Source organism: Chitinophaga terrae (ex Kim and Jung 2007), assembly GCF_900107795.1.
GTDB lineage: Bacteria > Bacteroidota > Bacteroidia > Chitinophagales > Chitinophagaceae > Chitinophaga > Chitinophaga terrae.
Genome location: NZ_FNRL01000007.1, coordinates 159,493 through 182,784, shown reverse-complemented (window position 1 = coordinate 182,784; position 23,292 = coordinate 159,493). Strand labels below are relative to the sequence as shown.

Sequence of the window (23,292 nt, the reverse complement as noted above, 5' to 3'; positions counted from 1 at the left end):
CTTGTTCATTATTTTTGTATCCGAAAATCTAAAATCGCACATTAATCACCACAGGATTGAACCAGTTTAAGTAACTGGCCCCCGGATATGTGTTAGCCGAGAGAATGAATTGCTGGCTGCTGTTGCGCGGGGCCTTAAAACTCACCCTATGAAATTTCTTTACATTTCTTCTTACCGGGAGAAATGGATCAGTACTTTGCTGCTGCTCCTTTACTTCCCTTTGCACCTGCTGGCGCAGGAAAAACGTAGTACCGTTACAGGTAGTGTGACCAATGAAAGGAACGAACCCGTCCCGGGCGTCTCGGTAGTTGCCAAAAGCAATGTAACCGGCGCTACGATAGGCGCTCAAACTGCTGCAAACGGAACCTATGTACTCAATGGATTACAACCGGGTGTTACCTACCGTTTGCTCTTCTCCGCTGTTGGGTTTGAACCCGTAGAATCGGCGCCCCTGGCCCTTGCTGAAGGCGCTGCCAGAACGCTGAACATCACCCTGAAAGAAGCTACCTCCGTATTGAACCAGGTAGTGGTAGTGGGGTACGGAACCCAACGCCGCAAAGAGATCACGGGTGCTGTTGTTTCTGTAAAAGCAGCCGATCTGAAAGATCAGCCGGTAACAGGTTTGCAGCAGGCTATTGCCGGTAAAGTAGCCGGTGTACAGGTCCTGCAGAACTCAGGAGCTCCCGGCGGCAGCATCAGTGTACGTATCCGCGGCCTGAACTCCATATCCGCCGGTACTGATCCGTTATACGTGGTCGACGGCGTGCCCTTGTCCAACGATCTGAAAGGCTTGACAGGAGCTACGGATATGGTAAATATAACCGGGCAGGCTTCCTTCCAGAAATCTCCCGAACCTTTGAGCACCCTGAACCCCGACGATATCGCTTCTATCGATATATTAAAAGACGCTTCTGCTTCGGCTATATACGGCAGCCGGGCATCCAACGGCGTTGTCATGATCTCTACCAAACAGGGCAAAACCGCAGGACCGCCCAGCTTCAGCTACTCCATGTACGCCGGCTTCCAGCAGGTGAGCAAAAAGATCAAATTAATGGACGCTTACCAATGGTCGAAATACACCTACGATGCAAAGAATAACGCTTACCTGGATGCAAAGCCCAACGCCAGCATCGACGACGACAATGCTACCAGGGCCAACTCCAGCTACCAGCTTCCTCCAGAGATCCTTCCATACCTGAAAGGAGAACAGGGATTGGTAAATACCGACTGGCAGGATGCGCTGTTCAGGAATGCTCCTGTACAAAATCATACGCTCTCCGCATCCGGCGGCAACGAAAAATTCCAGTACTATATCTCCGGCAATTACCTGGATCAACGGGGCCTCATTATCAACTCCGGCTACAAGCGTTATGGCGCCAGGATCAATCTTACAGCTAACCTGACAGACCGCCTGAAAGTAGGAGTGAACCTGAATCCAACCGTTGCCCATTACGACCTGGTGAACTCTGAAGGCCCCTGGACTTTCGACGGGGTGCTGAGCAACGCCCTGAAAGCATCGCCGGTTTACCCGGTGTATAATGCCGATGGCTCCCTGGCAACCAACAGGCAGAACATCTGGGCCTACGGCTATTCAGGCGGCGAAAACCCCGTAGCATTGGCTACGCAGATAGACGATAAGCTGGATCACCTCCGCAACCTGGGAAGCGCCTATGCCGAATACACCATCATTAAAGGGCTGAAGTTTAAAACCTTTTTCGGAACAGACATCAACCAGTTCAACCGGAACTTCTTCCGGCCATCTGTTCTCGGTACTTATAAACCAATACAGCAAGGCGCTCCAACCGTTCCAAAAGGGGCGGCCCAATCTGCCTTATCCATAAACTGGCTATGGGAGAATACCCTGAACTATAATTTTACAGCTAATAAACATCGCTTTGATGTACTGGCTGGTTATACCTCTCAAAAGAATGTTACCAGGGCAAATGAAACCTACGGAACCGGCTTCCCTAACGATGCCGTACACACGCTGAACGCTGCCACGGTAACAAGCGGTACATCTACCGAAAGTCAATGGTCGCTGATCTCCTACCTGGCCAGGGTTAACTATAACTTCGACGACAGGTATTTCATTGCTGCCAGCATCAGGAGCGACGGCTCCTCCAGGTTCGGACCGAATAACAAATGGGGTTACTTCCCGGCCGCATCCGCCGGCTGGCTGGTCAGCAACGAACACTTCTTCAAAGTGCCCGTAATTTCTGAATTAAAGGCCAGGGTGAGCTACGGCGCTTCGGGCAACTTCCAGATCGCTAACTATGCTTCCTACGACCTGTTGTCGTCCAACGGTTATGTATTAGGGCCAGGTACAGGTAATGTGGTGAATGGCGCCGGTTTGTCTCAACCTGCCAACCCGGATCTGACCTGGGAAAAGACCTTGCAGCTGAATGCCGGTATCGACCTGGGTCTCTTTGAAAATCGCATCTACCTGAATGCCGATTACTACCGTGCCACTACTTCTGACCTGCTCCTGAATGTGCCGGTTCCTTATAGTTCCGGATTTGCAACCGCCCTGAAAAATATAGGAAAGGTCCGGAACAGCGGGGTGGAGTTTGGCCTGAACACCCGGAACTTTACAGGACCGTTTGTCTGGAACACCAGCTTCAATATTTCCGCCAATAAGAACGAAGTATTGCAACTGGGCGCTAACAATGCGCCTATTATTTCCGATGGCGGCAATGGAACTATTTCCCAGCTTTATATCACCAAAGTGGGGGCGCCTATTGGCAGCTACTACGGCTACCTGAACGGCGGCGTGTTTAAGAACCAGGCGGAAATAGACGCCTATCCGCATTACGCCAGCGCCAAACCGGGCGACAGGCGGTTCATTGATTACAACAATGATAAGAAAATAGACGCCAATGACCGGACTACAATAGGCAGCTATTTCCCTAAATATATCTGGGGGATGACCAACGATTTTAAATACAAAGGTTTCGATCTTTCCATCGCTCTACAGGCATCCCATGGCAACCAGATCATGAACCTGCAGCGCCGTTTCATCTACAACAGTGAAGGTAACGCTAACCAGATGATTGAAGAACTGGGTTACTGGAAATCGCCCAGCGACCCGGGGGACGGGAACTCTATGCGCGCTAACCGCGTCACCACCGGTAACAGCACCCAGCCGAGTTCTTTCTTCGTTGAAGACGGTTCTTATGTGCGCCTGCGGAACGTAACGCTTGGGTATACATTCGACAAACAGTTGTTTCATAATAAAATTCAGGGCCTGCGGGTGTATGTATCAGGACAGAACGTAGCTACCTGGACGCATTACACCGGCTACAACCCGGAAGTGAATGCAAGGCCTGACAGCCCGTTGAGCCAGGGTGAAGACTACGGTACTTACCCGCTTCCGAGAACTTTTATTGCCGGAATTAATCTCTCATTCTAGAAAATGATCCCATGAAACAATACATTCTATATATCACAGCAGCAGTTTCATTGATGGCATGCCGGAAAAGTTTTATCGATCTGGCCCCTGTATCCAATCAAACTACTAAAACATTTTTCAAAACCGCTTCCGACTTCGAACAGGGGGTGAACGCGATCTACGACGGGTTGCAGAGCAGCAAAACCTATGGTAAATCAGCCTATTATCTTATGGAAGTACGGAGCGATAATACAGATATCACCGACCGTGGCGCATTGGCAGGAGTGGCTTCCCAGATCGACTGGTTCGGGGAAGTCACAACCAATCCATTCCTGAGCGACGTATACGCCGGAGAGTATATTATCATATCAAGAGCTAACGCCGTATTGGACCAGGTAGATGGCGCGGCCATCGCCGATTCATCTAAAAAACAGTACAAGGGCGAAGCGTTGTTCCTCAGGTCGTTAGCCTATTTCGACCTGGTAAGGTTGTACGGCAAAGTGCCCCTGGTAGTAAAAACAGAATCTACTACCGAATCATTGAAAGATAAAAGGAATGAAGTAACTGAAATATATGCACAGCTGGAGAAGGACCTGAAACAGGCTGCCGACCTGCTTCCGGCGGTTTATACCAACACTGCCGGTTATGGCAGGGCAACTGCCGGCGCAGCAAACGGCCTGTTGGGAAAGGTGTATGTAACAGAGAAGAAATGGGCAGATGCATTGGCTGTACTGAGAAACGTCAACGGCTATACGCTGGTTGCAGATTACGCGAGCCTCTTTAATCCCGCTACCGCTATTAACAGCGAAACCCTGTTCACTGTCCGGTTTAAGAAAGGAGTTACGCCATCGGAAGGCAACACCTTCTTCTCCGACATGATGCCTTTCTCTTTCTTTTATAACGGCGCACAATACGGAGGTTCCCAGAACAACCGCCCGACAAAAGACCTTGCAGCTGCTTATGAAAAAGGCGATCTGAGGTTTGCGGCGTCAATGGATACAATATACAATGTCAGTGCCAGCGCTACGCAGAAAGGTAATTATGTGAAGAAGTACCTTGATGTGCCGGGAGCGACAAACGATGGAGGCAACAGCTTTCCTGTCCTGCGTTATGCAGATGTACTGCTGCTGCAGGCGGAAGCCCTGAATGAACAGGGGTATAGTGCAGCTAATGGTCCGGGCACCGCTTTTTATTTCCTCAACCAGGTGAGGAAACGGGCAGGACTGCCGGATAAAACAGCGCTGGACTTACCCAACCAGTCGGCGTTCCGCGATGCCGTTTTTGCTGAAAGAAGGATAGAACTGGCATTTGAGAATAACCGCTGGTTTGATCTGATCAGGTATAGCAAGGGACTGGCCATTATGCAGGCGCACCTGCAGAAGGAGTATAACCTTTCTTCGCCCGTTCTTACGCCGGCCAGGCTATTATTCCCATTACCTCAAAGTGAAATAGATATACACAACGATCCGGTGAATTTTCCGCAGAATCCATAACCAGGAATAATGAAAAGAATGACAAAAGTGCTGCTGGGAGTGTTGCTTACACTCCCGGCCCGGGCGCTCTTTGCGCAGGACTCGGCATGGGTTACAGCCAACTATGTAAAACAGGAAGAGCAAATAGTAATGAGAGATGGGGTGAAATTATTTACCAGCATCTACAGGCCTAAAGACACTATTCAACGGCGCCCGGTGCTGCTGACGCGGACTCCCTATTCGGCAGGGCCCTACGGGGAAGCCTATACGTCTAATCTCTGGAAAACTTACTGGTCCGAATACACGAAACTGGGATATATACTGGTGATACAGGATGTGCGGGGCCGTTGGATGAGTGAAGGACAGTTTGAAGATGTCAGGCCCTTTAATCCCAAAAAGAAAGGAAAGGAAACAGATGAAGCCAGCGATACTTACGATACTATTGACTGGTTGGTGAACCATGTGCCCGGCAATAACGGACGTGTAGGCGTGTTCGGTATTTCGTACCCGGGGTTTTATACCACGATGGCGGCATTGAGCGGGCATCCTGCTTTAAAGGCGGTTAGCCCGCAGGCGCCGGTCACTGATTGGTTTATGGGCGATGATTTTCATCATAACGGGGCATTCTGCCTTATGGACTGCTTCAGCTTCTATACCAAGGGGTTCGGTTACCCGCATCCCGCTCCTATAGCTGTGGCGCCCGCACAGCAGTTACAACTTCCCTGCAACGATAATTACCAGGCATTTTTGGATATAGGCGCTATCCCGAATTTCACTAAACTGACGGGCGATAGCCTCGCTTTCTGGAAAAAGATCATGCAGCATCCCGATTATGATAAGTGGTGGCAGCAACGGAATGCGAGGAACTATGTAGAGAATCTGCAGCCGGCGGTGCTTGTAGTAGGAGGGTTGTTTGATGCGGAAGACTGTTTTGGCGCCTGGAATCTTTACCAGGCCATTGAAAAGAAGAACCCGGCAGGCTTTTTCAATAAAATAGTAATGGGTCCGTGGTATCATGGGCAATGGGCTTCCAATGATGGCAGTCGCCTGGGGCATATACAGTTTGGCGGTAACACTGCTGCCTGGTACCAGCAGCATATAGAGATTCCTTTCTTTAATTATTACCTGCTTGGTAAAGGTGATCTGTCGGGTATTGCGGAAGCGACTATATTTTTTACGGGAGAAAACCAATGGCGGCAGTTCCCGAAATGGCCTCCGGCGGCTGTTCCGCAAACCTATTACCTGCAGCAGGGAGGAAGCCTGGCGGTTACTCCGCCAGCAGGAGGTAAAAGTACTTATGTCAGCGATCCGGCCCACCCGGTGCCGTATACAGAGGATGTTCACTTCTACCGGACAAGGGATTATATGACCGACGACCAGCGGTTTGCTTCCAGGAGACCCGATGTGCTGACCTTTAAAACAGGGGTATTAACAGAAGATATAACCGTGGCGGGAGCCATTACCGCTGATCTGCGTGTAAGCATTACCGGTACGGATGCGGATTTTATAGTAAAGGTGATAGACGTAATGCCGGATGATTTCCGTTACGACAATACGCCGCCGCCAAATAAAACCCGCGATGCGGGCGGTCCGTATCCCCTGGGTGGTTACCAGATGCTGGTAAGGGGAGAGGTGATGCGGGGGCGCTACAGGAACAGTTTTCAGCAACCGGAAGCGTTCAGGCCCAATGAGATCACCACCGTGCGGTTTCAGTTGCCAGACATCGCTCATACTTTCAGAAAAGGGCACCGGATAATGGTCCAGATCCAAAGCACCTGGTTCCCCCTCATCGATCGGAATCCTCAGCAGTTTGTAGATATTTACCGGGCAACAGATGAGGATTTTATTCCGCAAACCGTTAATATTCATCACGATGCAAGAAATGCTTCCGCGATTGTGCTGCCTGTACTGAAGTGATTATTTTTTAAATATCAAAATTCCGTATCTTCAAAACAGCAAATCATATTTTATGGAACCAAATGGGGGGCTACGCCTTATACTTTTCCTATTTATCTATGTAGCGTCGATTATTGGGTTTATTGTTGTCATGACACGCAGGTATAAGAACAAAAGCATTAAGTTCACCTGGCAAACGGGGGCTATTAAACTTGACTTGCGCGTATTGGCCGGCGGGATTGCGGTGGCTAGCATTTTAATAATGAAAATGGTATTGCTGCTGCTCGACTCACTGGTATAGTTATTGAATCTTCTTGTCCGATATTTCATTGTTTGTACTGTAAAATTGCATTGCTATGGCCGAAGATATTGCAGCCCCATTTGTACCCGCACAATATGTAGGAGAAGCTACTACCACTTCTGAATCCAGGGAGCTGGTTCATGAAGATGCCGCTGTGGCGTTTTTCAAAACAGTTGTAGACCGGATGCTTGATGCAAATAAGTGGTACGAATTCGCGGGTAAAGGACTGGCAGTCAGTTTTCAGTTGACAGACCTGGCAGGCCGCCCGGTTGACGGGCCGGCAGAAACAGGTATGTACATGCAGATCGACCTGCCCGGACCAGGCCCCAGTGCGGGTAAAGGATACGACTGGGTGAAGATCGAACAAAAAGAGCACGTAACCCTGAACGAACACCAGGAGATTTTCTTTATGCGGGCAAGACCTACGGAACATCCGGTTCAGAAAAGCGCCGGCATCGCCCATTTTCTCAAGAAAGAAGCCAGCAGTTCCTTTGTAGTAGTGCGGAACCAGCGTACCGTAACTGCAACGGTATATGGCCGCAACGAGGTGCCCAATGTAGACGCGCCTCACCTGAAAGATAAGATCAGGAACGCGGTTATAGGGTCAACAGGGGCGATAGGCATTTCCAAGATGCAATGGAAAGCCCTGGTGACCGGCCTCTTAGAGGTTTCCTGATTGCCGGATCTTCTGTGAACGTTCGAAAAAGCCGGATACCTTCAGTTTGGCTTCTGCTTCCTCAATTGCTTTCATCAGGTTATGCTTATTGTCGGCAATCTCCGACAACGCCCGTTGCATATTCTCCCAAACCGGCTGCATGGCATTCACCAGCGTTTTCCCTTTTTCAGTCAGTACGATCAATCGTTTTCTCTCGTCTGTCTTATCCTTCTTTGATCTGATCAGCTGTTGTTTTTCCAGCTCTTTTAATAAACTGATGGTAGAAGGATGGGCATAGCCTATTTCATTGGCTATCTCTACTACGCTCAACGAAGATTTCAGGTGCAGCGTATAAACTACAGGGAACCATTTGGGCTCGAAATCCAGCCCAAATGATTGGTAGATCAGTTGTCCCTCTTTCCTCAGTGCGTCGGCCAGCCGTTGCAGCCGGGTCGAGATCGCCAGTATGCCCGATTCGTCAATTACGTTAGTCATAAGTTATTTCATGTGCAGATGATAGAACACATTATCGGCGCTCATCAATGGAAAATAAGAAGGAAGATCTGTTTTTTTAATGACAGTGAACTGGTTTTTTTCATAAAATCGTTGGGCTGCCTTCAGTTGTTCTACCGTTCCAAGGTAAAGGTCCCTGATCCCTTTTTCCCTGCTGTATGCCAGCAATCCGTCAAGCAACCGTTGAGCAATCCCCAACTGTTTCCCCCTGTATTCTTTTTTAACGAACATCTTCCTTATAGCGCCAGCCTGGTGACCGGTATTAATAAGCGCAATCGTGCCAACCAGTGTGTTGCCGTCAAAGGCGCCCCAGAAGTGGCCCCCCGACTTGCAGTAAAAAGCTTCTATGTTCTGGAGGTCGGGCTGGTCTTCGAGCGTAACAGGTACGCCAAACTCAATTTGTTGAATAGGTAAAATAAGTTGAATGACATCATTGGAATACTGGTCGCCTATCGGTTTGTATACTATGTTTTCCATTTGGCAATTATTTGTGTATAAAACTACGTAGTTAACTACATATATGGAAATTTAATTTTGAAATTATTTTAACCAGGTAATAATAAAGGAAGTAAAAATTAAGGATTACAATAACTTCTTCGCTGCGTCTTCCCAGTTGAGGATGCGTTCATAACCGGTGACATGTACATTGTGATGTCCATGGTACAGGTACGGTTTACCTTTAAAATTGGCAAAGTTCCTTTCCAGGTCGTCTATCATAATATCTGCCTGGACAATGGACTTATCGCCGCAGAGGCAATATTGTCTCCAGCTCAGGAAGGGAAAGAATTCCTGCAGCCAGTCAAATTTATCCCTTAGCGAAGCAGGAAATTCCATTGCTGCGGAAACGATATATAATTTGTATTTTTTATTTAGTTCTTTTAATACTTCCTGGGCGTTCGGAAAGATCTCCAGGTCCCTGAAAAAGCCCGGCGTATTCAGGTATTCCTTGATCTTATCGCGGTGTTCGGGGGGTACCACATCAGAAAGGGTTTTGCCATGAAGTTCTTCCGGCGTAAAGGTGCGGCCATAATCCCTGAAGTACCATTCTCTTGCCTTTTTAATAGGGTCAGCTATGGTTTCGTCCATGTCAATTGCAATAGATAGCATGTTTCTCTCTTTTTCTGCAAAATAGTAGTTTTTAAGAAAAATTAAGAATGCAGAAGGGGCAAAGATCATGTTATACAACACAATCCCCGCCCCTTTGCTTGTTTATTGCCCTTTATCAACAATCTATTTGTTTTCGCATGCGGGCTGCCTACAATTGCTTAAGCATGATCTTGCGATAAGCGACTTTAGACGGCGGTCCAACATGCACCTGCATTCCCAGGTAACCTTTTGATTTGCCGTTTACCTTATCATTATCTGTTACATCGCTCATCAATACACCGTTGATGTAGTGTTGCAGGCGGTTTCCTTTAACAACGAGCCTGCAGGTATTCCAGTCTTCGGCTTTAATGAACTGCTGCAACGAATCGATATTGCCCAGCGAACCTACTACCTTTGCAGCCGTCCAGGCATTGTTCTTAATGCCATCCTGCAGGGAAGTGGTAGGAGGTGGAATAACGGTTTTCTGGCCACGGTAGGCGAGGGTTGTTCTGCCGCGCTCTTCATAGTTCTGCCCTGTATACCTGTTGGCGCCATCAATATCGGCCTGGTATCCTTTCAAAGCGAATGGTACATTCTCTACCCGTTCGCTGCGATAATTAATACCGCTGTTGCCGCCCGCACTGATCTTGAATTCGCAGGTCAGTTCAAAGTCGGCCGGTTGCCCGCCTTTCCAGATGAGGAAGTTATTGGTTTTTACCAGCGTTTCAGGTGTTATTTCGCCTACGATGTTACCATCTTCCACCCGCCAGTGAACGCCGTCACTTTCCCATCCATTGAGGGTTTTGCCATCAAATATGGATACAAATCCTTTTTTGTAGTCCATACTGTTAGTTGTTTTCCAGGCAATGGCGGCGCCGAGTAAGGCTGCCACTGCTGATACGCAAAGCACGCCTGTTCTTTTCCGCATAAGACGATGTTTTTTTGATTAATGTATGGTTTTCCAGGCGCCTTCTGCTGCCGAATCTAAAACAGCCTGGCATACCTGGTTTGTTTCCAATGCTTCACGGAAGGTAGGAGAGCAGCTGCCGCCCGTTTCAAGGCTTTGCATGAAATCTGCTACCTGGTGAACGAATGAGTGCTCATAGCCGATACCCAGGCCAGGTACCCACCACCTGTTCATATAAGGCTGATCGCCGTCTGTTACATGTATGGATCTCCATCCTTTAAGGACCGACTGATCAGCATTGTCGAAGAATTCCAACCTGTTCAGGTCGTGCAGGTCCCAGCGGATAGATGCATTTTCGCCGTTGATCTCAAACGTATACAACGCTTTATGTCCACGTGCATAACGGGTAGATTCAAATAAGCCAAGCGATCCGTTCTTAAACCGGCACATAAACGAACAGGCATCATCAATGCCTACCGGCTGCACATTTCCTGTGAGCTGGTGTACACGCTCTTTCACAAAAGTTTCTGTCATGGCGCTAACGGTAGTGATGCTGCCGTTCAGCCACAAAGCGGTATCAATACAATGCGATAACAGGTCGCCTGTTACGCCCGATCCGGCTACTGCCGCATCCATTCTCCATAACCCTTCTCCTCCCTGTGGCAGGTTGGCATTGATCGTCCAGTCCTGCAGGAAGTTGGCGCGGTAGTGGAAGATCCTTCCCAGTTTGCCGCTGTCAATGATCTGCTTGGCCAGTGTAACAGCAGGTAAACGGCGGTAATTATACCAAACTGTATTTTTTACTCCCGCTTTTTCAATGGCGTTCACCATACCCAACGATTCTTCGTAGGTACGTGCCAGTGGTTTCTCGCATAGTACCATTTTCCCTGCTTCCGCTGCTGCAATAGCTATTTCAGCGTGCATGTCGTTAGGGGTACAGATGTCTACCGCATCTATATCATCTCTCGCTATTAATTTCTTCCAGTCAGTTTCAATAGATTCATATCCCCATTGATCAGCAAAAGCCCGGGCTTTACTTTCTGTTCGTGCACAAACCGCTTTCAGTACCGGTTTGTATTGTTGTTCGGGGAAGAAGTTCTTCACGCGCAGATAGCCGTTTGAGTGGGTTCTGCCCATGAAACCGCATCCTATAAGTCCTATTCTCAGTTCTTTGTTAGTTGCCATAGTCCCTGGTTTTAAATACATTGTTTATTCCTGCCAGCCATGTTGTTGGCGTACTTTGATCATTGCTGCCAGGATATCATTCCATGTTTTCTGCTGGGTCATCACCTCGTTGGGGAACATGCAACCATCCCAGCAGATATGCCTGAAACGTTTGGTCAGTTGCCCGTTCTCGTCCCTCAGCCAGTAGCCTGCATCTTCGCCGATATTCAGTTTCCCGTTCGGGTCAGTAGGCAGGCAGTGACGACCTGTTTTATCATGAGAACCGCTTCCATACACTGTTCCGTCGTTCTGCGCCACATGGAAGTCGATAGTCCACGGACGCAGGGCTGCTGTCAGCGTTTTCAGACCTTCTGCCAGCGCAGCGCGATCCCCCCACTGGAAATCTGCCGGCAGTATCCTGTCTTCCGGGCTGTTATATCCCAGCAGGTACAGGAAGGTATGCGACATATCCGCCTGGAACCCCACATTCGGACGGTCTACGGCATTCAGGGTATCTATCATCGCTTTCCAGCTATGCATTCCTCCCCAGCAGATCTCGCCTTCGGCTGCCAGTTGCTCTCCGAAATCGGCTGCTACATCTGCTGCCTCCCTGAACGTTTGCGCGATCAGTTTGGTGTTGCCGGCCGGGTCTTTTGACCAGGCTTCCGGCGAACAGGCTGAGTCGATACGTATAATGCCGTTCGGGCGTATGCCGATCTTGCGTAACCGTTGCCCTACGCTGCAGGCTTTACGAACCTGTTCAATAAACCGGTTGCGTTCTTCCCTGCTGCCCATAGCAGAACCGCCTTCCGGCGGCCAGATAGGAGCCACCAGGCTACCTATCTCCAAATTATAACCGGCTACTTTATCCGCCAGTCTTTTCAGCTCATCATCCGAGCTGTTCACCGGCACATGCGGATCAAACAGCCCGATATCAATACCGTCGAATTTTACGCCGTCAACTTCTGCGGCGGCTGTCATTTGCAGCAATGTATCGAAAGGAATAATGGGTTGTGAGTCGTCTCCCTTTCCTACAATACCAGGCCAGGTGGCATTGTGCAGTTTAGGATAATTGTTGTCTTTCATAACGCAGGCGTTTTATCAGAGTTTCAGATCCGGGTTGCCGGGACCAAAATGTTTGAGCATCACAATTGGATCAGTGCTGGATGTATTGGTGATCTTAACACCTTCCATCGCTGCAGCTTCGCTAACAAAGAACTCGTCGTTCGTCAGTTGTCCATAACGGATCAGGGCTGGTGTTTCAATCTCCCAAACGCCCATGGTTCCGCGTCCCTGCATCATAATGAGTCCATACGCCGCGCTGTCTTTGATCACTACGGTAGCTCCGGGTTCTACTGTCAGTTCTTTCGCGCTGAAGTCGGCAGATTTATAACAGATCCAGTTTTCTTTGTATCCTTCCGCATTGGTAACAGCGGGTACGGGCGGCATAAAGCGGTTCTGGAACAACATCGGATCTACGTTCAGTTCCCAGTCGATAACATCCAGCAGGGCGTCATAATCGCCAATGCTTTCAGGCGGCGTACCGTTCCACAGAAGGTTTTCAGGAATGATCGCTTCATTCACCAGCGACTGGTACATGGCAAATACGTCCGATGCTTTCTGCGGCTCGTAGGTGCATAAACTGCCCGGCGCATGCAGCAGGCCGGGAGGTACGTCCCACCCGGTTCCCGGTTCCAGGCGATAGGCCTGCGAATAATTGGTGATCTTGTTATCGCCTTTCGTGAAGTTCACCAGGCATTCCCTGATCTGTTCCCGGGTAGTGCCCGGAGCAATTCCCATAAAGGTATAAGGGAAGTCGCCCCCGTGATTATTCAGTTGCGGCGGGAAGTAATAGGCTTCCGGTTTCCCGGCCTGGCCTATCAGCGCCGCTTTTTCATCATTGTGGTGTATATGATGCGGCAACGGACCCATATTATCAAAGAACTTGGAATACATAGGCCAGGCCTTGTAAGTATCCCAGATCCGTTTCCCGATCAGTTTGTCCTGCAACAGGTCAATTGCATCCTTTAATAAAAACTGGTGAGTCCTGGCGCCATCGTTGAACACGATCATGCTCATGCCTTCGTTTTCGCCCGTTAAAGGGCCGTTCTTGGCAGGAGTGGTACTGGATAGCCAACGTTCATCAATACCGCCTCTTTCGCCCCCTAATACGTAATAGTCGTCGGGGTGTAATTTGATCCTTCTTCCAGGAACACAAAAGGAGCGGGGTACCCAGGTTGGCGCCAACCTCAGGATACCTTTTCCCTGTTCGAGTGCTTTTTCAGCTAAGCTTAATTTTTCCATGGACTTTAATTATGTGTAGTTGATGATAGTGCTGTACGAAATTGCCGGATAGCGTCAGGGGTGTTGAGAATACCGAACTGCAGTTCGTATTGCCTGCGCTCTCCCGGCTGCAGGTAGATCAGGTTTCCCTCTCTTCTTGCCTTTGCCTGTCCTGTAGGCGGATGAGTGCCCGGTTCCAGGCCCATGACATATTCGCCTTTTCCCCAGTGTTGCCAGTTGGTAAGAACAGGCAGCTGCGCTTTTTTAAACCTAACGGATAATGCTATCTGCAGTTCCGGGTTGTACACGCCGCAGGTGCACCATCCGCTGGCATCGGCTTCCGGGTCAATTATGGCGGCTTCCTCGCTGCCGCCGGAATGGCTGTCTAAGGGCGCCGAACATACTTTGTAATTGTTGCCTTCCCTGAAAATGATGTCGGGGTTGCCGGCCCTCGGCTGCCAGGAGCCTTTCCAGCATATTTCCGCGCCTTCGTTAACCAGCGGCCAGCCAAAGTTCAGGTGGTACAAAAGCATATGCGGTGCAACGGTATTGCCTTCGTTGATCACTTCATCCTGTATCCGGATACTGGCTTCTCCCAATGTTCCGCTGATGGTGCGTTTCAGGATCAGCTGATCACCCAGCACGGATGTTTGCCTGATCAGGCCACTGATGCTCATATGCAGGTCGCCGGTCCGAAGGTCGGGTTGTTGAATTGTTATGATTTCCGCCGGGCTGTTGCTGATCGGACCATGCAACCCTCTTTCCCCGTATTCGTCGCTTTCCGGTCCGCCTACATGGGAAAGACCGCAGGTGGTCACTAATCCACCGCCAAAGGTCTGGAGCCAGTCCAGACCTTTATTGAGTGAATAACGCGGCGCTGTAACGCCATTATGACTTATCCAGGCAAGGCTGTATTGCTGGTAAAAAGCATCTACAATATCCATGGCCCGATCTATCACTACTTTATAACGCAGCCCGGTTCCTGTATTGATCCAGGCTATACGGGTTCCCCGTCCGGCTCCGTTATCCAGTACCGATGTTTCTATTCCGCCGATCTGCGAGTAATGAGAAACTTTATCGTGCCAGGGTTTATTCTTCAGATCCATGCCCGTTCTTATTATTTGTTTTTCGTGATCTGGGTGCCAGACAGGAATACGCTGTCTTTAGGATTGCCGCCGGATTTCAGGTAGGCCATCAGGTCTTTCAGTTCTTCTTCATTCAACCTGTTGATCAGTCCGGGCAACATCACAGATACGTTGGATGTTTTCACGCTGGCCACATCTTTTTTCAGGATAGTGCGTTGTTGTTGCGGAGCAAAAGGGTTTTGTGAAACCACATATTTCTCTGCGTCCTGGCTTACCATCCTGCCCACTACAGAACCGCCTTTTTTCAGTGCGAATACTGTAGCGGAATATTGATCCGAAATGGTTTTGCTTGGATCAATGATCGACTCGAGAATGTCTTTATCCGAGAAACGGCTGCCCAATTGGGTGAGGTCTGGTCCGGCTGTTCCGCCTTCGCCGCGCATGCCATGACAGGCGCTGCACAACGCAGTATGGAACATAGCTTTTCCCTGTTCGAAATTCCTGTTGGCCAGGCCTGTTTCAACAACTTTTACCGCTTCGTCCACTTTCCAGTTCCTGCCCGGGCCTTTTGGCTGGGCATAACCTTCCATTTGCATGCCTCCCAGGTTGGCCAGCGAATCGCCCGATAACTTGTTGTAATAGGCGAATTCCTGTTTAGGCGCATTTGCCAGCGCATTTTTACGTGCGTTGTTGATAAAGCCGATGAAGCTGTGACCTCCTTTGTAAGTAAAGGCTGTGTAGAACCATTTGAAATATTGTTCGTGCAGTTCCGGCGTCCATCCTGTTTTTGCCTGGCTTAATACGGTTGCATACCAGGTTTGCTGTAAAGGAGGGGTTTTGGAAAGCATGCCTGCGATATCGAGCCCGTATTGCGGGTTACGCATGATCAGGTCTGCGGATTGCATGGCTGTTTTCTGCAGGGTAGTATCGTCTTTTGCTGTGGCAAGCAAGGCCATGGTCTTTTCTGTTGCTTTAGGAGCATCCAGGTATACAAGGATCTTGCTCAGCGATTTATTATGTTCGTTGTCTTTAGCCGGGTAGTGCGCATCCAGGTAAGCTACTACCTGGTTGTACAGCTGGCCGGAAGGTTTGCCCATCCTGGCTATTACCAGTTCAAAAGCACGGAGCAGGTCCATCTGCTGATCTGCATTTAACTGGTCGTAGTTGATGGTCATCAGTTGCGGCAGTATCTGGGCGGAAACGTTTGTCTTGCTTTGTCTTGCCAGTGCAATGGCGCCCTGGGTAAGGATAACAGGATCTTTTTCCTGCAGGAGTTTAGCCTGCCATTCGCTGGTTGGCTGGTTCTCAATAGCTACCCTGGCGGCAAAGCGGATGAACCGGTCCGGGTGTTTCAGGTATTGCCATGCATAATCTACCGCGCCGGCTTTAGGGCCGCCATGATAAGTTTCGAGCTGGCGGCGGATCTTAGCCTCAGGAGTAATGGCCGCTACTTTTAACGGGGCATTGCTTTCCTTGTTGTCTTTATAGTATATGCGGTAAAGATCTGATTCCAGCCTTCTTCCTCCTGTCAGGAAGTATAAAGCGCCGTCAGGACCGATGGCGCCATCTGTTAAAGGTAGCGGAGATCCTGAAAGGAATTCTTCTGCTGTCGCTTTGTAGGAAGCGCCGTCAGGTTGCAAACCGATCGCGTAAATGATACCGAAGCTCCAGTCGAATGCCAATAAGCCTTTCCTGTATTTTTCAGGGAACCTGGCATTGCTGGCGCTGATAAGGTTGGTAGGAGAGCCCTGCCCGATGTTGATCAGCGGCGGCAGGTTGTCGGGGTAGGCGGGCGACCATTTTTCAGTACCCGGTCTCCATCCGTATTCGCTGCCGCTGGTAACCTGGCAGATACGGGTTGGCCTGTACCAGGGCGTACCGAAATCCCATTCCATATCTGAGTCGTAGGTGAACAGGTCGCCTGCGTCATTGAATGCAATATCGAACGGGTTGCGGTAACCGGAACTGATCAGTTCCCAGTTAGCGCCGGTAGAATCCATATGCGCTACCCAGCCTCCATGTTTGCCAACCGTGTTATCGTGGCCGTTAGGATCTTTAAGGAACGGGAACAGGTTATCCAGTTCGGCGGTGAACGGTACTTTATAACCATTCATCTGCGGTATTTTGGTGAAGTTACCGCATACCACATAGAGTGATTTTTTATCCGGGGAAAGGATAATGCTGTGAGGTCCGTGTTCTCCTTCACCTTCCAGTGTTTTGATCAGCGTGATCTTGTCAAACTGGTCGTCGCCGTCTGTATCCTGCAACCGGTACAAACCACTTGTTTTTTCAAAGCGCTGGTCGGAATTGTGATTCACCATTACATACAGACTGTTGAATGCATACAACAGCCCGTGTGCGTATCCCATAGATACTCTTTGTGAATCGGCGGTTTTACCGATGTTAAGCTGTTCGATCTTCAGTTTAGAAGAATCTTCTCCCACAGCTGGCAGTTGCAAACGGTACAGGTAACCATATTGGTCGGAAACGATCATTCGCCCTTTGTCGTCAAAGGTCATGGAAACCCAGGAGCCCTGTTTGTTATCGCCGGGACTGTATAATCGTTCTGCCTTGAAGTTATCGGGTAACTTCAGTTTGTCGATCTTCGGATTGCCAGTCAGTTGTTGCTCTTGCTGTTGCTCCGTTGAACTGTTGGCATTTATGCAGGCAATTGCTGCAACAAAGGCAGCAGATACGCATAAAAGCTGCACAGACTTTTTTCTTAACGCGGTCATAAATATGTACTTGAATAGATTTTCAGGATGATACGTTCACTATAGCAATGGGTCGCTTTCCCCAAGATAGAAAACGTTTCTTCTTTTTTCTTATTTTTTTTACCAACCTGGATTCTGTTCATACCCGTTCAGTCGGATCTCTCTTTCCGGGATTGGATAGAGTAACTGGAACGGCTGTATGTTATAGGATGCAGGACTCAGTCTTGTTAACCTTTGTTTTTCTTCTTTTCCATGCTGCGTCATTACGCTGATAGCTTTTCCTGTTCTCAGCAACTGGTACCAGCGATTGTCTTCAAACGCCAGCTCAACACGGGTTTCATGGAAGATAGTGTCTCTCAGCGCCGCCTGTCCCAAACCGTTGACAGGATCTAATCCTGCTCTTTGTCTTACTGCATTCAGGTGTGGATATGGATCTCCGGTTCCGCTTTCATTCATCGCTTCTGCCAGCATCAGCAATACTTGTGCATAACGGTATACGGGCCAGTTTTCGTTCGCCCTGCCGTCTAACGCATATGGCGGATGGTAGAATTTTTTGATGAGCGGTAATTTGCCGCCGAAAGCTACTGATTCTGCAAAGGCTGCGTTGGTAGGACTGTCGTACATGTAGATGGACGCCGCTTTCCGTTTATCCTTGGCCTCATAAGCGTTTACGATGCTTGGCGTAGGAATGTTAACGCCGCCCAGGTTACCGTTGAAACCGGTCAAATCTTTTTTACCGTTTCTTGGACCAAAGTTGAAGATGAAATTGCTGCTCTCTGTTTCCAGTCCTGAATTGTATTGTATTTCGAAGATCGCTTCTGTATTGGCAGCTTTTTTCGCAGGATCAAAACAATCTGCATAATCGGTCATCAGTGTATAATTCAGTTTGGTCACTTCCTGCAAAGCGGTAATTGCTTTCGCATATTCTTTACGGGTAAGGTAAATTTCGCCCAGCAATGTCAGTGCAGCCCCCTTGGTGATCCTTCCGCGTTCGCTGGATGGGTAGCTGGGGGGAAGACTGTTCACTGCATCCGTAACATCTGCAATGATCTGGGTATATACTTCTTCAGCAGTCGATTTCTTAGGCGTGATGGCTTCGTCCGGTCCTCCAACTTCTTTCAGTAATAATGGCACTCCGCCAAAGAGGCGTACCAGGTGAAAATAGTTGAACGCGCGGAGGAATTTTGCCTGTCCCAGGTATTGCTGTTTGGTTTCGTCGCTTTTGAATTTTACGCCATCGATACGGGTGATCACCACGTTGGTTTGCTGTATGTTGTAATAGAGCTGAGACCAGACGGTGTTGATGTAGTTATTGCTCGGAGTGGTGAGGAATTCATCAATTTCTTCCCTTTGCTGCGCACCGCGGTCGCTTTCATCGTATTGATAGTTGGTGTTGTCGGCGCGCATTTCGGTCATTGCCCAGAAGTCGCCTGTATACAATGTTTGCATGGAGCCATAGCAGCCGTTCACCGCCCTGAGTATCTGTTCTTCCGTATTGTAATAATTATTACCGCTGGAGAATGAATTAGGTTTTACATCCAGCAGGTGATTACAGGCACAAAGCAAAGCGCTGGTAAATATGGTTAGATATGTTCTTGCTGATTTCATAATACTTCGTGTTTGTAATAGTTAGAAACTAAGGTTAGCGCCCAGGGTGTAAATTCTTGGTACCGGGTAGTTGGAATAGTCGATGCCTGGTACCAGCGCCCCGCTGCCTCCTTTACCCAGGTAGTTGGTCACTTCCGGGTTGCCGTCGTATTTGGTGAACAGGAAGGCATTCTGGATGCTTACATATACACGTGCACTTTGCACAAACTTGATCTTCGGCAGGGTGTAGCCTAATGCGATGTTTTTAATCCATGCGTAGTCATTTTTCTGAACAGTTAAAGAACTAACGTCGCGGTACATCACTCTTCCGCGTCCGGAACCGTTGGTTGTAGGCACTCTTCCGTTACCCGGGTTGCTTTCTGACCTCCAGCGGTCTGCCACATCTTTGCGCACATTGAATACGCCGTCGATGTTCCCGTTATAGTCGTTGGTGGCATGTAACCTGTCGGCGCCCATTGAGCCTACGATCAGCACGCGAAGATCGAAGCTCTTATAGTTCAGGGTATTGGTTAATCCCCAGTTGAATTTAGGATAAGGGTTGCCGATGATATCAAAATCTTCTCTCGGATTGATAATGCCATTGCCGTTGATATCTTTATAGCGGATATTTCCCGGGATAGCGCCTGGGAAAGCAGGTCCTTTATCAACTTCGCCCTGGTTCTGGTAAATGCCATCAAACACATAGCCGAATAACATACCCAACGGTTTGCCTACCATGGTAACGTTGGTTGGGTTGCCCTCGCTGCTGTTTCCTGAATAGATAGGCGCATTGTCTGTACCTAAGGCCAGTACCTTGTTCCGGTTGAAGGCGATGTTGAAGTTCGTATTCCAGGTAAATGTTTTTGTTTCGATGTTGCGGCTGCTGATGCCGATTTCAAGTCCGCGGTTTTCCATATCTCCCTTGTTTTCGGTTACTGTACCGAAACCGCTCGACTGCGGTATTTCAACATTCAGCAAAAGCGCCTGGGTATTGCGTTTATAGAGGTCGGCTGTCAGGTATACCCTGTCTTTCCATAATCCAACGTCAATACCTATGTTCAGCTCTTTCATCTTTTCCCATCCCAGGTTCGGATTACCCAGCGAATTCATTACGCGGCCTCCTGCCAAAGCTCCGCCCAATACGTAATCGCTTGTACCGATGTTGCTCATGTAAGAGTAGTTGCCGATGTTGAAGTTCCCGGAGAAACCATAGGATACTCTCAGTTTCAGATCGCTGATCAGCCTGGATGATTTCATGAATTCTTCCTGCGAAATACGCCATCCCACAGCTACAGAAGGGAAAGTACCCCACCTGTTATTGGGTCCGAACCTGGAAGAACCGTCGCTTCTCAGTGTTCCTGTAAAGAGGTATTTGTCTTTATATGCGTAGTTGATCCTGGCCAGGTAGGAGAGCAGGGCCCATTCTGCCTTGTCTGTTCCTCCTGTAATGGTAGCCGCGCCGTTCAGTGTTTTGATATCATCGTCCCTGTAGTTGGTACCATTGAAGTTCGCATAGTTCTCTGTTTGTTTTTGAACAGTATATCCCAGCAAGCCGGTGAATGAATGACCATTGTCGGTATTATACTGGTAGGTCAGCGTATTTTCGTTCAGCCAGTTGAGCGAGTTGCTGTTGCCGTAAGCCGCAGAAGGAATACGGGGAGGCGCTGCATTTACATCGCCTATCGTGGAAGGAATGAAGAAGTTATAAACGCTTTCCTGGTAGTCTACGTTGAAGGTAGATTTGAGTTTCAGGTTTTTAATAATTTCCCATTCTCCGTATGTATTGAATAAAACACGGTGGTTTTCATTCTTGTTGGTCACTTCGTTCAGGAACATTACCGGGTTAGGCATGCCGAAAGTACCAGGGCTTTGGATAAACGCGTTATAAGATCCATCCGGGTTATAAACTGGTTCTATCGGGCTTGCGATGCCGAAGAAGCCGCCACGTCCTTCACCGGAGGTATTTCCTTTGCGGGTGAAGTAAGAAGGAGCGATGTTTAACCCGACTTTGAACCTGTCGGAGATATTGGCGTCTACGTTGGCCCTTGCAGAGAAACGGCGGTAGCCGGAATTAATGATGACGCCATCCTGGTTAAAATATCCTCCTGAGATGTACGTTTTGATCTTCTCTGATCCTCCGCTTACGCTGAGGTTTACTTCCTGCATAGGCGCTACCCTGGTAATGGCATCAAACCAGTTGGTGCCTTCCCCGATAGCGGCAGGATTGCGGTAGATCTCAGGAATATCATCAATTGTAGGTTCCCGGTGTTCAGTGAAACGGATGTTATCTTCAATTGCTTCTTTTCTGAATTGTGCGAATTCCTGTCCATTCATGAGGTTGGGTCTTCCTTTCTGAGGAATGGACTGCAGGCCGTAGTTGGCGCTTAGCTGCACGTTAGGAATACCTGCTGCACCGCGTTTTGTAGTGATCAGCACTACGCCGTTAGCGCCTCTTGATCCGTAGATCGCGGTTGCCGATGCATCTTTCAATACGGCCATCGATTCGATGTCCTGCGGGTTGATGGAGTTCATCGGGTCAGATACCTGGTCGGAAGTCGTACCCAAAGGATACCCGTCGACCACGTACAGCGGCTGACTGCCGGCGCCTACAGCGCCAATGCCACGAACCTGGACCTGAGGGCCGCCACCCGGAATACCGTTAGATGTACTTACCTGGATACCGGCGATCTGACCTGCCAAAGCCTGGTCTGGGCCGGCGATTGGCATGTCTTTGATGTTTCTCATGGTCACCAGTCCTACAGATCCTGTTACATCTTTTTTCTGTTGAGTACCATATCCAACTACCACGACCTGGTTAAGGACTTTGTTGCTGGATTCTAACTGGATGTTGATTTTTGTTCGATTGCCTACGTGGACAGTTTTAGAGATGTAGCCTATCATACTGAACACCAACGAATCGCTGGGCGAGGCTAAAATAGTGAATTTGCCGTTGGCATCTGAGAAGGTTCCGGAAGCGCTACCTTTTATTCCTATGGTAACACTTGGTAAAGGCGAAGAGGATGCAGCGTCGGTAACTTGTCCGCTGATGCTGTTCTTTTGTGCATATCCGGTTTCGCAATAAAGAATGGTTAGGAACAGTAAAACCATGTTGCGAACAGGAAATAGGGTGCCTTTACGACAAAGAACGCGTACTTTGATCATAACATGTGGAATTGGTGAGAGAAAACAGTATTACATTAACGGTGATCTAATATAGGGCGCAAAAAAAAGATTCCTGTCCTGTTGCATCCTGCACTGTCCTGTACTGTCCTGTTTGTAATTTCCTGCATGCTACGCCAGTCGCGCTTATAAATTACAGGACTGGTATGCTTAACTTCATTTTTTTGTCTATTTTGTACACGAAAAGAGAAATACAGTATCCATGAAATTGAAAAAACTATGCTTGCCAGTAATGGCATTAATGCTGTTAGGTAGTGCAGCATGGGCGCAGAATGGCGCCGACTCCGCTGCTATCCGGAAGAAAAAACAGGAGGAAGAAAGGATGAAACAGGATTGGGCCTGCCTTAAATGTTTTGCAGATGCTAACGCCCAGGTGGCGCCTCCTGCAGCCGGCGAAAACAGGGTGGTATTTATGGGGAACTCTATTACCATCGGGTGGTTGAAAACAATGCCCGAATATTTCAATGGCAAACCATATATCAATCGTGGTATCAGCGGGCAAACCACTCCCCAGATGCTGATCCGTTTCCGCCCTGATGTTATTAACCTGAAACCAAAAGTAGTGGTGATCCTGGCGGGAACTAACGACATTGCGGGCAACACCGGTTATACGCCGGTAGAAACCATTTACGGCAACATCGTTTCTATGGCCGAACTGGCGAAAGCGAACAATATTAAAGTAGTGCTCGCCTCCGTATTGCCGGCATTCGATTATCCATGGCGCCCCGGCCTGGAACCCGTTCCTAAAATTGCAGAACTGAACAATAAACTGAAACAATACGCTGAGTCGCACAACCTTGTGTACCTCGATTATTACAGCGCCATGGCCGACGAACGGAAAGGCCTTAAAGCGGAACTCACTTACGACGGCGTACACCCTAATAAAGCCGGCTACGAAGTAATGGCGCCCCTCGCGGAAAAGGCGATCGCCCAGGCTCTCAAGCGGAGGTAGTAGCCCGCAAAGATGCAAAGCTCGCAAAGGAGTTTTTTGCAGGCGGAGGAGTTTTGCACGCAGAGGCGCAAAGGATTTTTAGACCGAAGCGAATTTTAAGACCGCAAAG

At 48.9% G+C, this 23,292-nt stretch carries 17 protein-coding genes; 6 read left to right on the top strand and 11 right to left on the bottom strand.

Translation table 11 applies throughout. From position 1 onward, the window contains the following. Nucleotides 1-148 precede the first annotated feature (148 nt). Genes BLV62_RS09870 through BLV62_RS09850 form a run of 5 tightly spaced genes read left to right on the top strand, consistent with a single transcriptional unit; the run spans nt 149 to nt 7,733 of the window. Nucleotides 149-3,409, top strand: coding sequence for a SusC/RagA family TonB-linked outer membrane protein (locus tag BLV62_RS09870; protein WP_089761166.1), 3,261 nt, complete (start codon nt 149-151; stop codon nt 3,407-3,409). A gap of 11 nt (nt 3,410-3,420) precedes the next feature. After that, nucleotides 3,421-4,881 (top strand): RagB/SusD family nutrient uptake outer membrane protein, encoded by a 1,461-nt coding sequence (locus BLV62_RS09865; RefSeq protein ID WP_089761164.1) that lies wholly within the window; start codon nt 3,421-3,423, stop codon nt 4,879-4,881. A gap of 9 nt (nt 4,882-4,890) precedes the next feature. Continuing rightward, nucleotides 4,891-6,777: a CocE/NonD family hydrolase gene (locus BLV62_RS09860; RefSeq protein ID WP_089761163.1), complete on the top strand. Its 1,887-nt coding sequence runs from the start codon at nt 4,891-4,893 to the stop codon at nt 6,775-6,777. Nucleotides 6,778-6,829: 52 nt separating this feature from the next. After that, nucleotides 6,830-7,057, top strand: a complete 228-nt coding sequence (locus BLV62_RS09855; protein WP_089761161.1) for a hypothetical protein — start codon at nt 6,830-6,832, stop codon at nt 7,055-7,057. Between the two features lie 55 nt (nt 7,058-7,112). After that, on the top strand, nt 7,113-7,733 hold the full coding sequence (locus tag BLV62_RS09850) for a hypothetical protein (RefSeq protein ID WP_089761160.1): 621 nt from the start codon (nt 7,113-7,115) through the stop codon (nt 7,731-7,733). On the opposite strand, the gene BLV62_RS09845 is transcribed toward BLV62_RS09850, so the two are convergent. The 11 genes from BLV62_RS09845 to BLV62_RS09795 all read right to left on the bottom strand — a co-directional run bounded on the left by BLV62_RS09845 (nt 7,719) and on the right by BLV62_RS09795 (nt 22,213). After that, nucleotides 7,719-8,207, bottom strand: coding sequence for a MarR family winged helix-turn-helix transcriptional regulator (locus tag BLV62_RS09845; RefSeq protein WP_089761158.1), 489 nt, complete (start codon nt 8,205-8,207; stop codon nt 7,719-7,721). The genes BLV62_RS09850 and BLV62_RS09845 overlap by 15 nt on opposite strands. A 3-nt stretch (nt 8,208-8,210) precedes the next feature. After that, entirely contained in the window at nt 8,211-8,702 is a 492-nt protein-coding gene (locus tag BLV62_RS09840) for a GNAT family N-acetyltransferase (RefSeq protein WP_089761157.1), read from the bottom strand. A gap of 105 nt (nt 8,703-8,807) precedes the next feature. Beyond that, entirely contained in the window at nt 8,808-9,332 is a 525-nt protein-coding gene (locus tag BLV62_RS09835) for a 5' nucleotidase, NT5C type (RefSeq protein ID WP_089761284.1), read from the bottom strand. 148 nt (nt 9,333-9,480) lie between these two features. Further along, nucleotides 9,481-10,239 carry a 3-keto-disaccharide hydrolase gene (locus BLV62_RS09830; protein WP_089761155.1) on the bottom strand — a complete coding sequence of 253 codons (759 nt, stop codon included), beginning with the start codon at nt 10,237-10,239 and terminating at the stop codon, nt 9,481-9,483. Between the two features lie 18 nt (nt 10,240-10,257). Next, nucleotides 10,258-11,403 (bottom strand): Gfo/Idh/MocA family protein, encoded by a 1,146-nt coding sequence (locus BLV62_RS09825; protein WP_089761153.1) that lies wholly within the window; start codon nt 11,401-11,403, stop codon nt 10,258-10,260. Nucleotides 11,404-11,427: 24 nt separating this feature from the next. Beyond that, a complete protein-coding gene (locus tag BLV62_RS09820) occupies nt 11,428-12,468 on the bottom strand; it encodes a sugar phosphate isomerase/epimerase family protein (RefSeq protein ID WP_089761152.1) in 1,041 nt (346 codons plus the stop codon). A gap of 15 nt (nt 12,469-12,483) precedes the next feature. Next, the gene (locus tag BLV62_RS09815) at nt 12,484-13,686 is read right to left on the bottom strand and encodes a hypothetical protein (protein ID WP_089761150.1); all 1,203 of its coding nucleotides are present in this window, start codon (nt 13,684-13,686) and stop codon (nt 12,484-12,486) included. A 5-nt stretch (nt 13,687-13,691) separates the two neighbouring features. After that, nucleotides 13,692-14,771 (bottom strand): aldose 1-epimerase family protein, encoded by a 1,080-nt coding sequence (locus BLV62_RS09810; RefSeq protein ID WP_089761148.1) that lies wholly within the window; start codon nt 14,769-14,771, stop codon nt 13,692-13,694. Nucleotides 14,772-14,782: 11 nt separating this feature from the next. Continuing rightward, nucleotides 14,783-17,485, bottom strand: coding sequence for a c-type cytochrome (locus tag BLV62_RS09805; protein WP_089761146.1), 2,703 nt, complete (start codon nt 17,483-17,485; stop codon nt 14,783-14,785). 99 nt (nt 17,486-17,584) lie between these two features. After that, a complete protein-coding gene (locus BLV62_RS09800) occupies nt 17,585-19,072 on the bottom strand; it encodes a RagB/SusD family nutrient uptake outer membrane protein (protein WP_089761145.1) in 1,488 nt (495 codons plus the stop codon). Nucleotides 19,073-19,093: 21 nt separating this feature from the next. Then, nucleotides 19,094-22,213, bottom strand: a complete 3,120-nt coding sequence (locus BLV62_RS09795) for a SusC/RagA family TonB-linked outer membrane protein (protein WP_089761143.1) — start codon at nt 22,211-22,213, stop codon at nt 19,094-19,096. Between the two features lie 220 nt (nt 22,214-22,433). On the opposite strand from BLV62_RS09795, the gene BLV62_RS09790 reads away from it, so the two are divergent. Next, the gene (locus BLV62_RS09790; RefSeq protein ID WP_089761141.1) at nt 22,434-23,183 is read left to right on the top strand and encodes an SGNH/GDSL hydrolase family protein; all 750 of its coding nucleotides are present in this window, start codon (nt 22,434-22,436) and stop codon (nt 23,181-23,183) included. Nucleotides 23,184-23,292 lie beyond the last annotated feature (109 nt).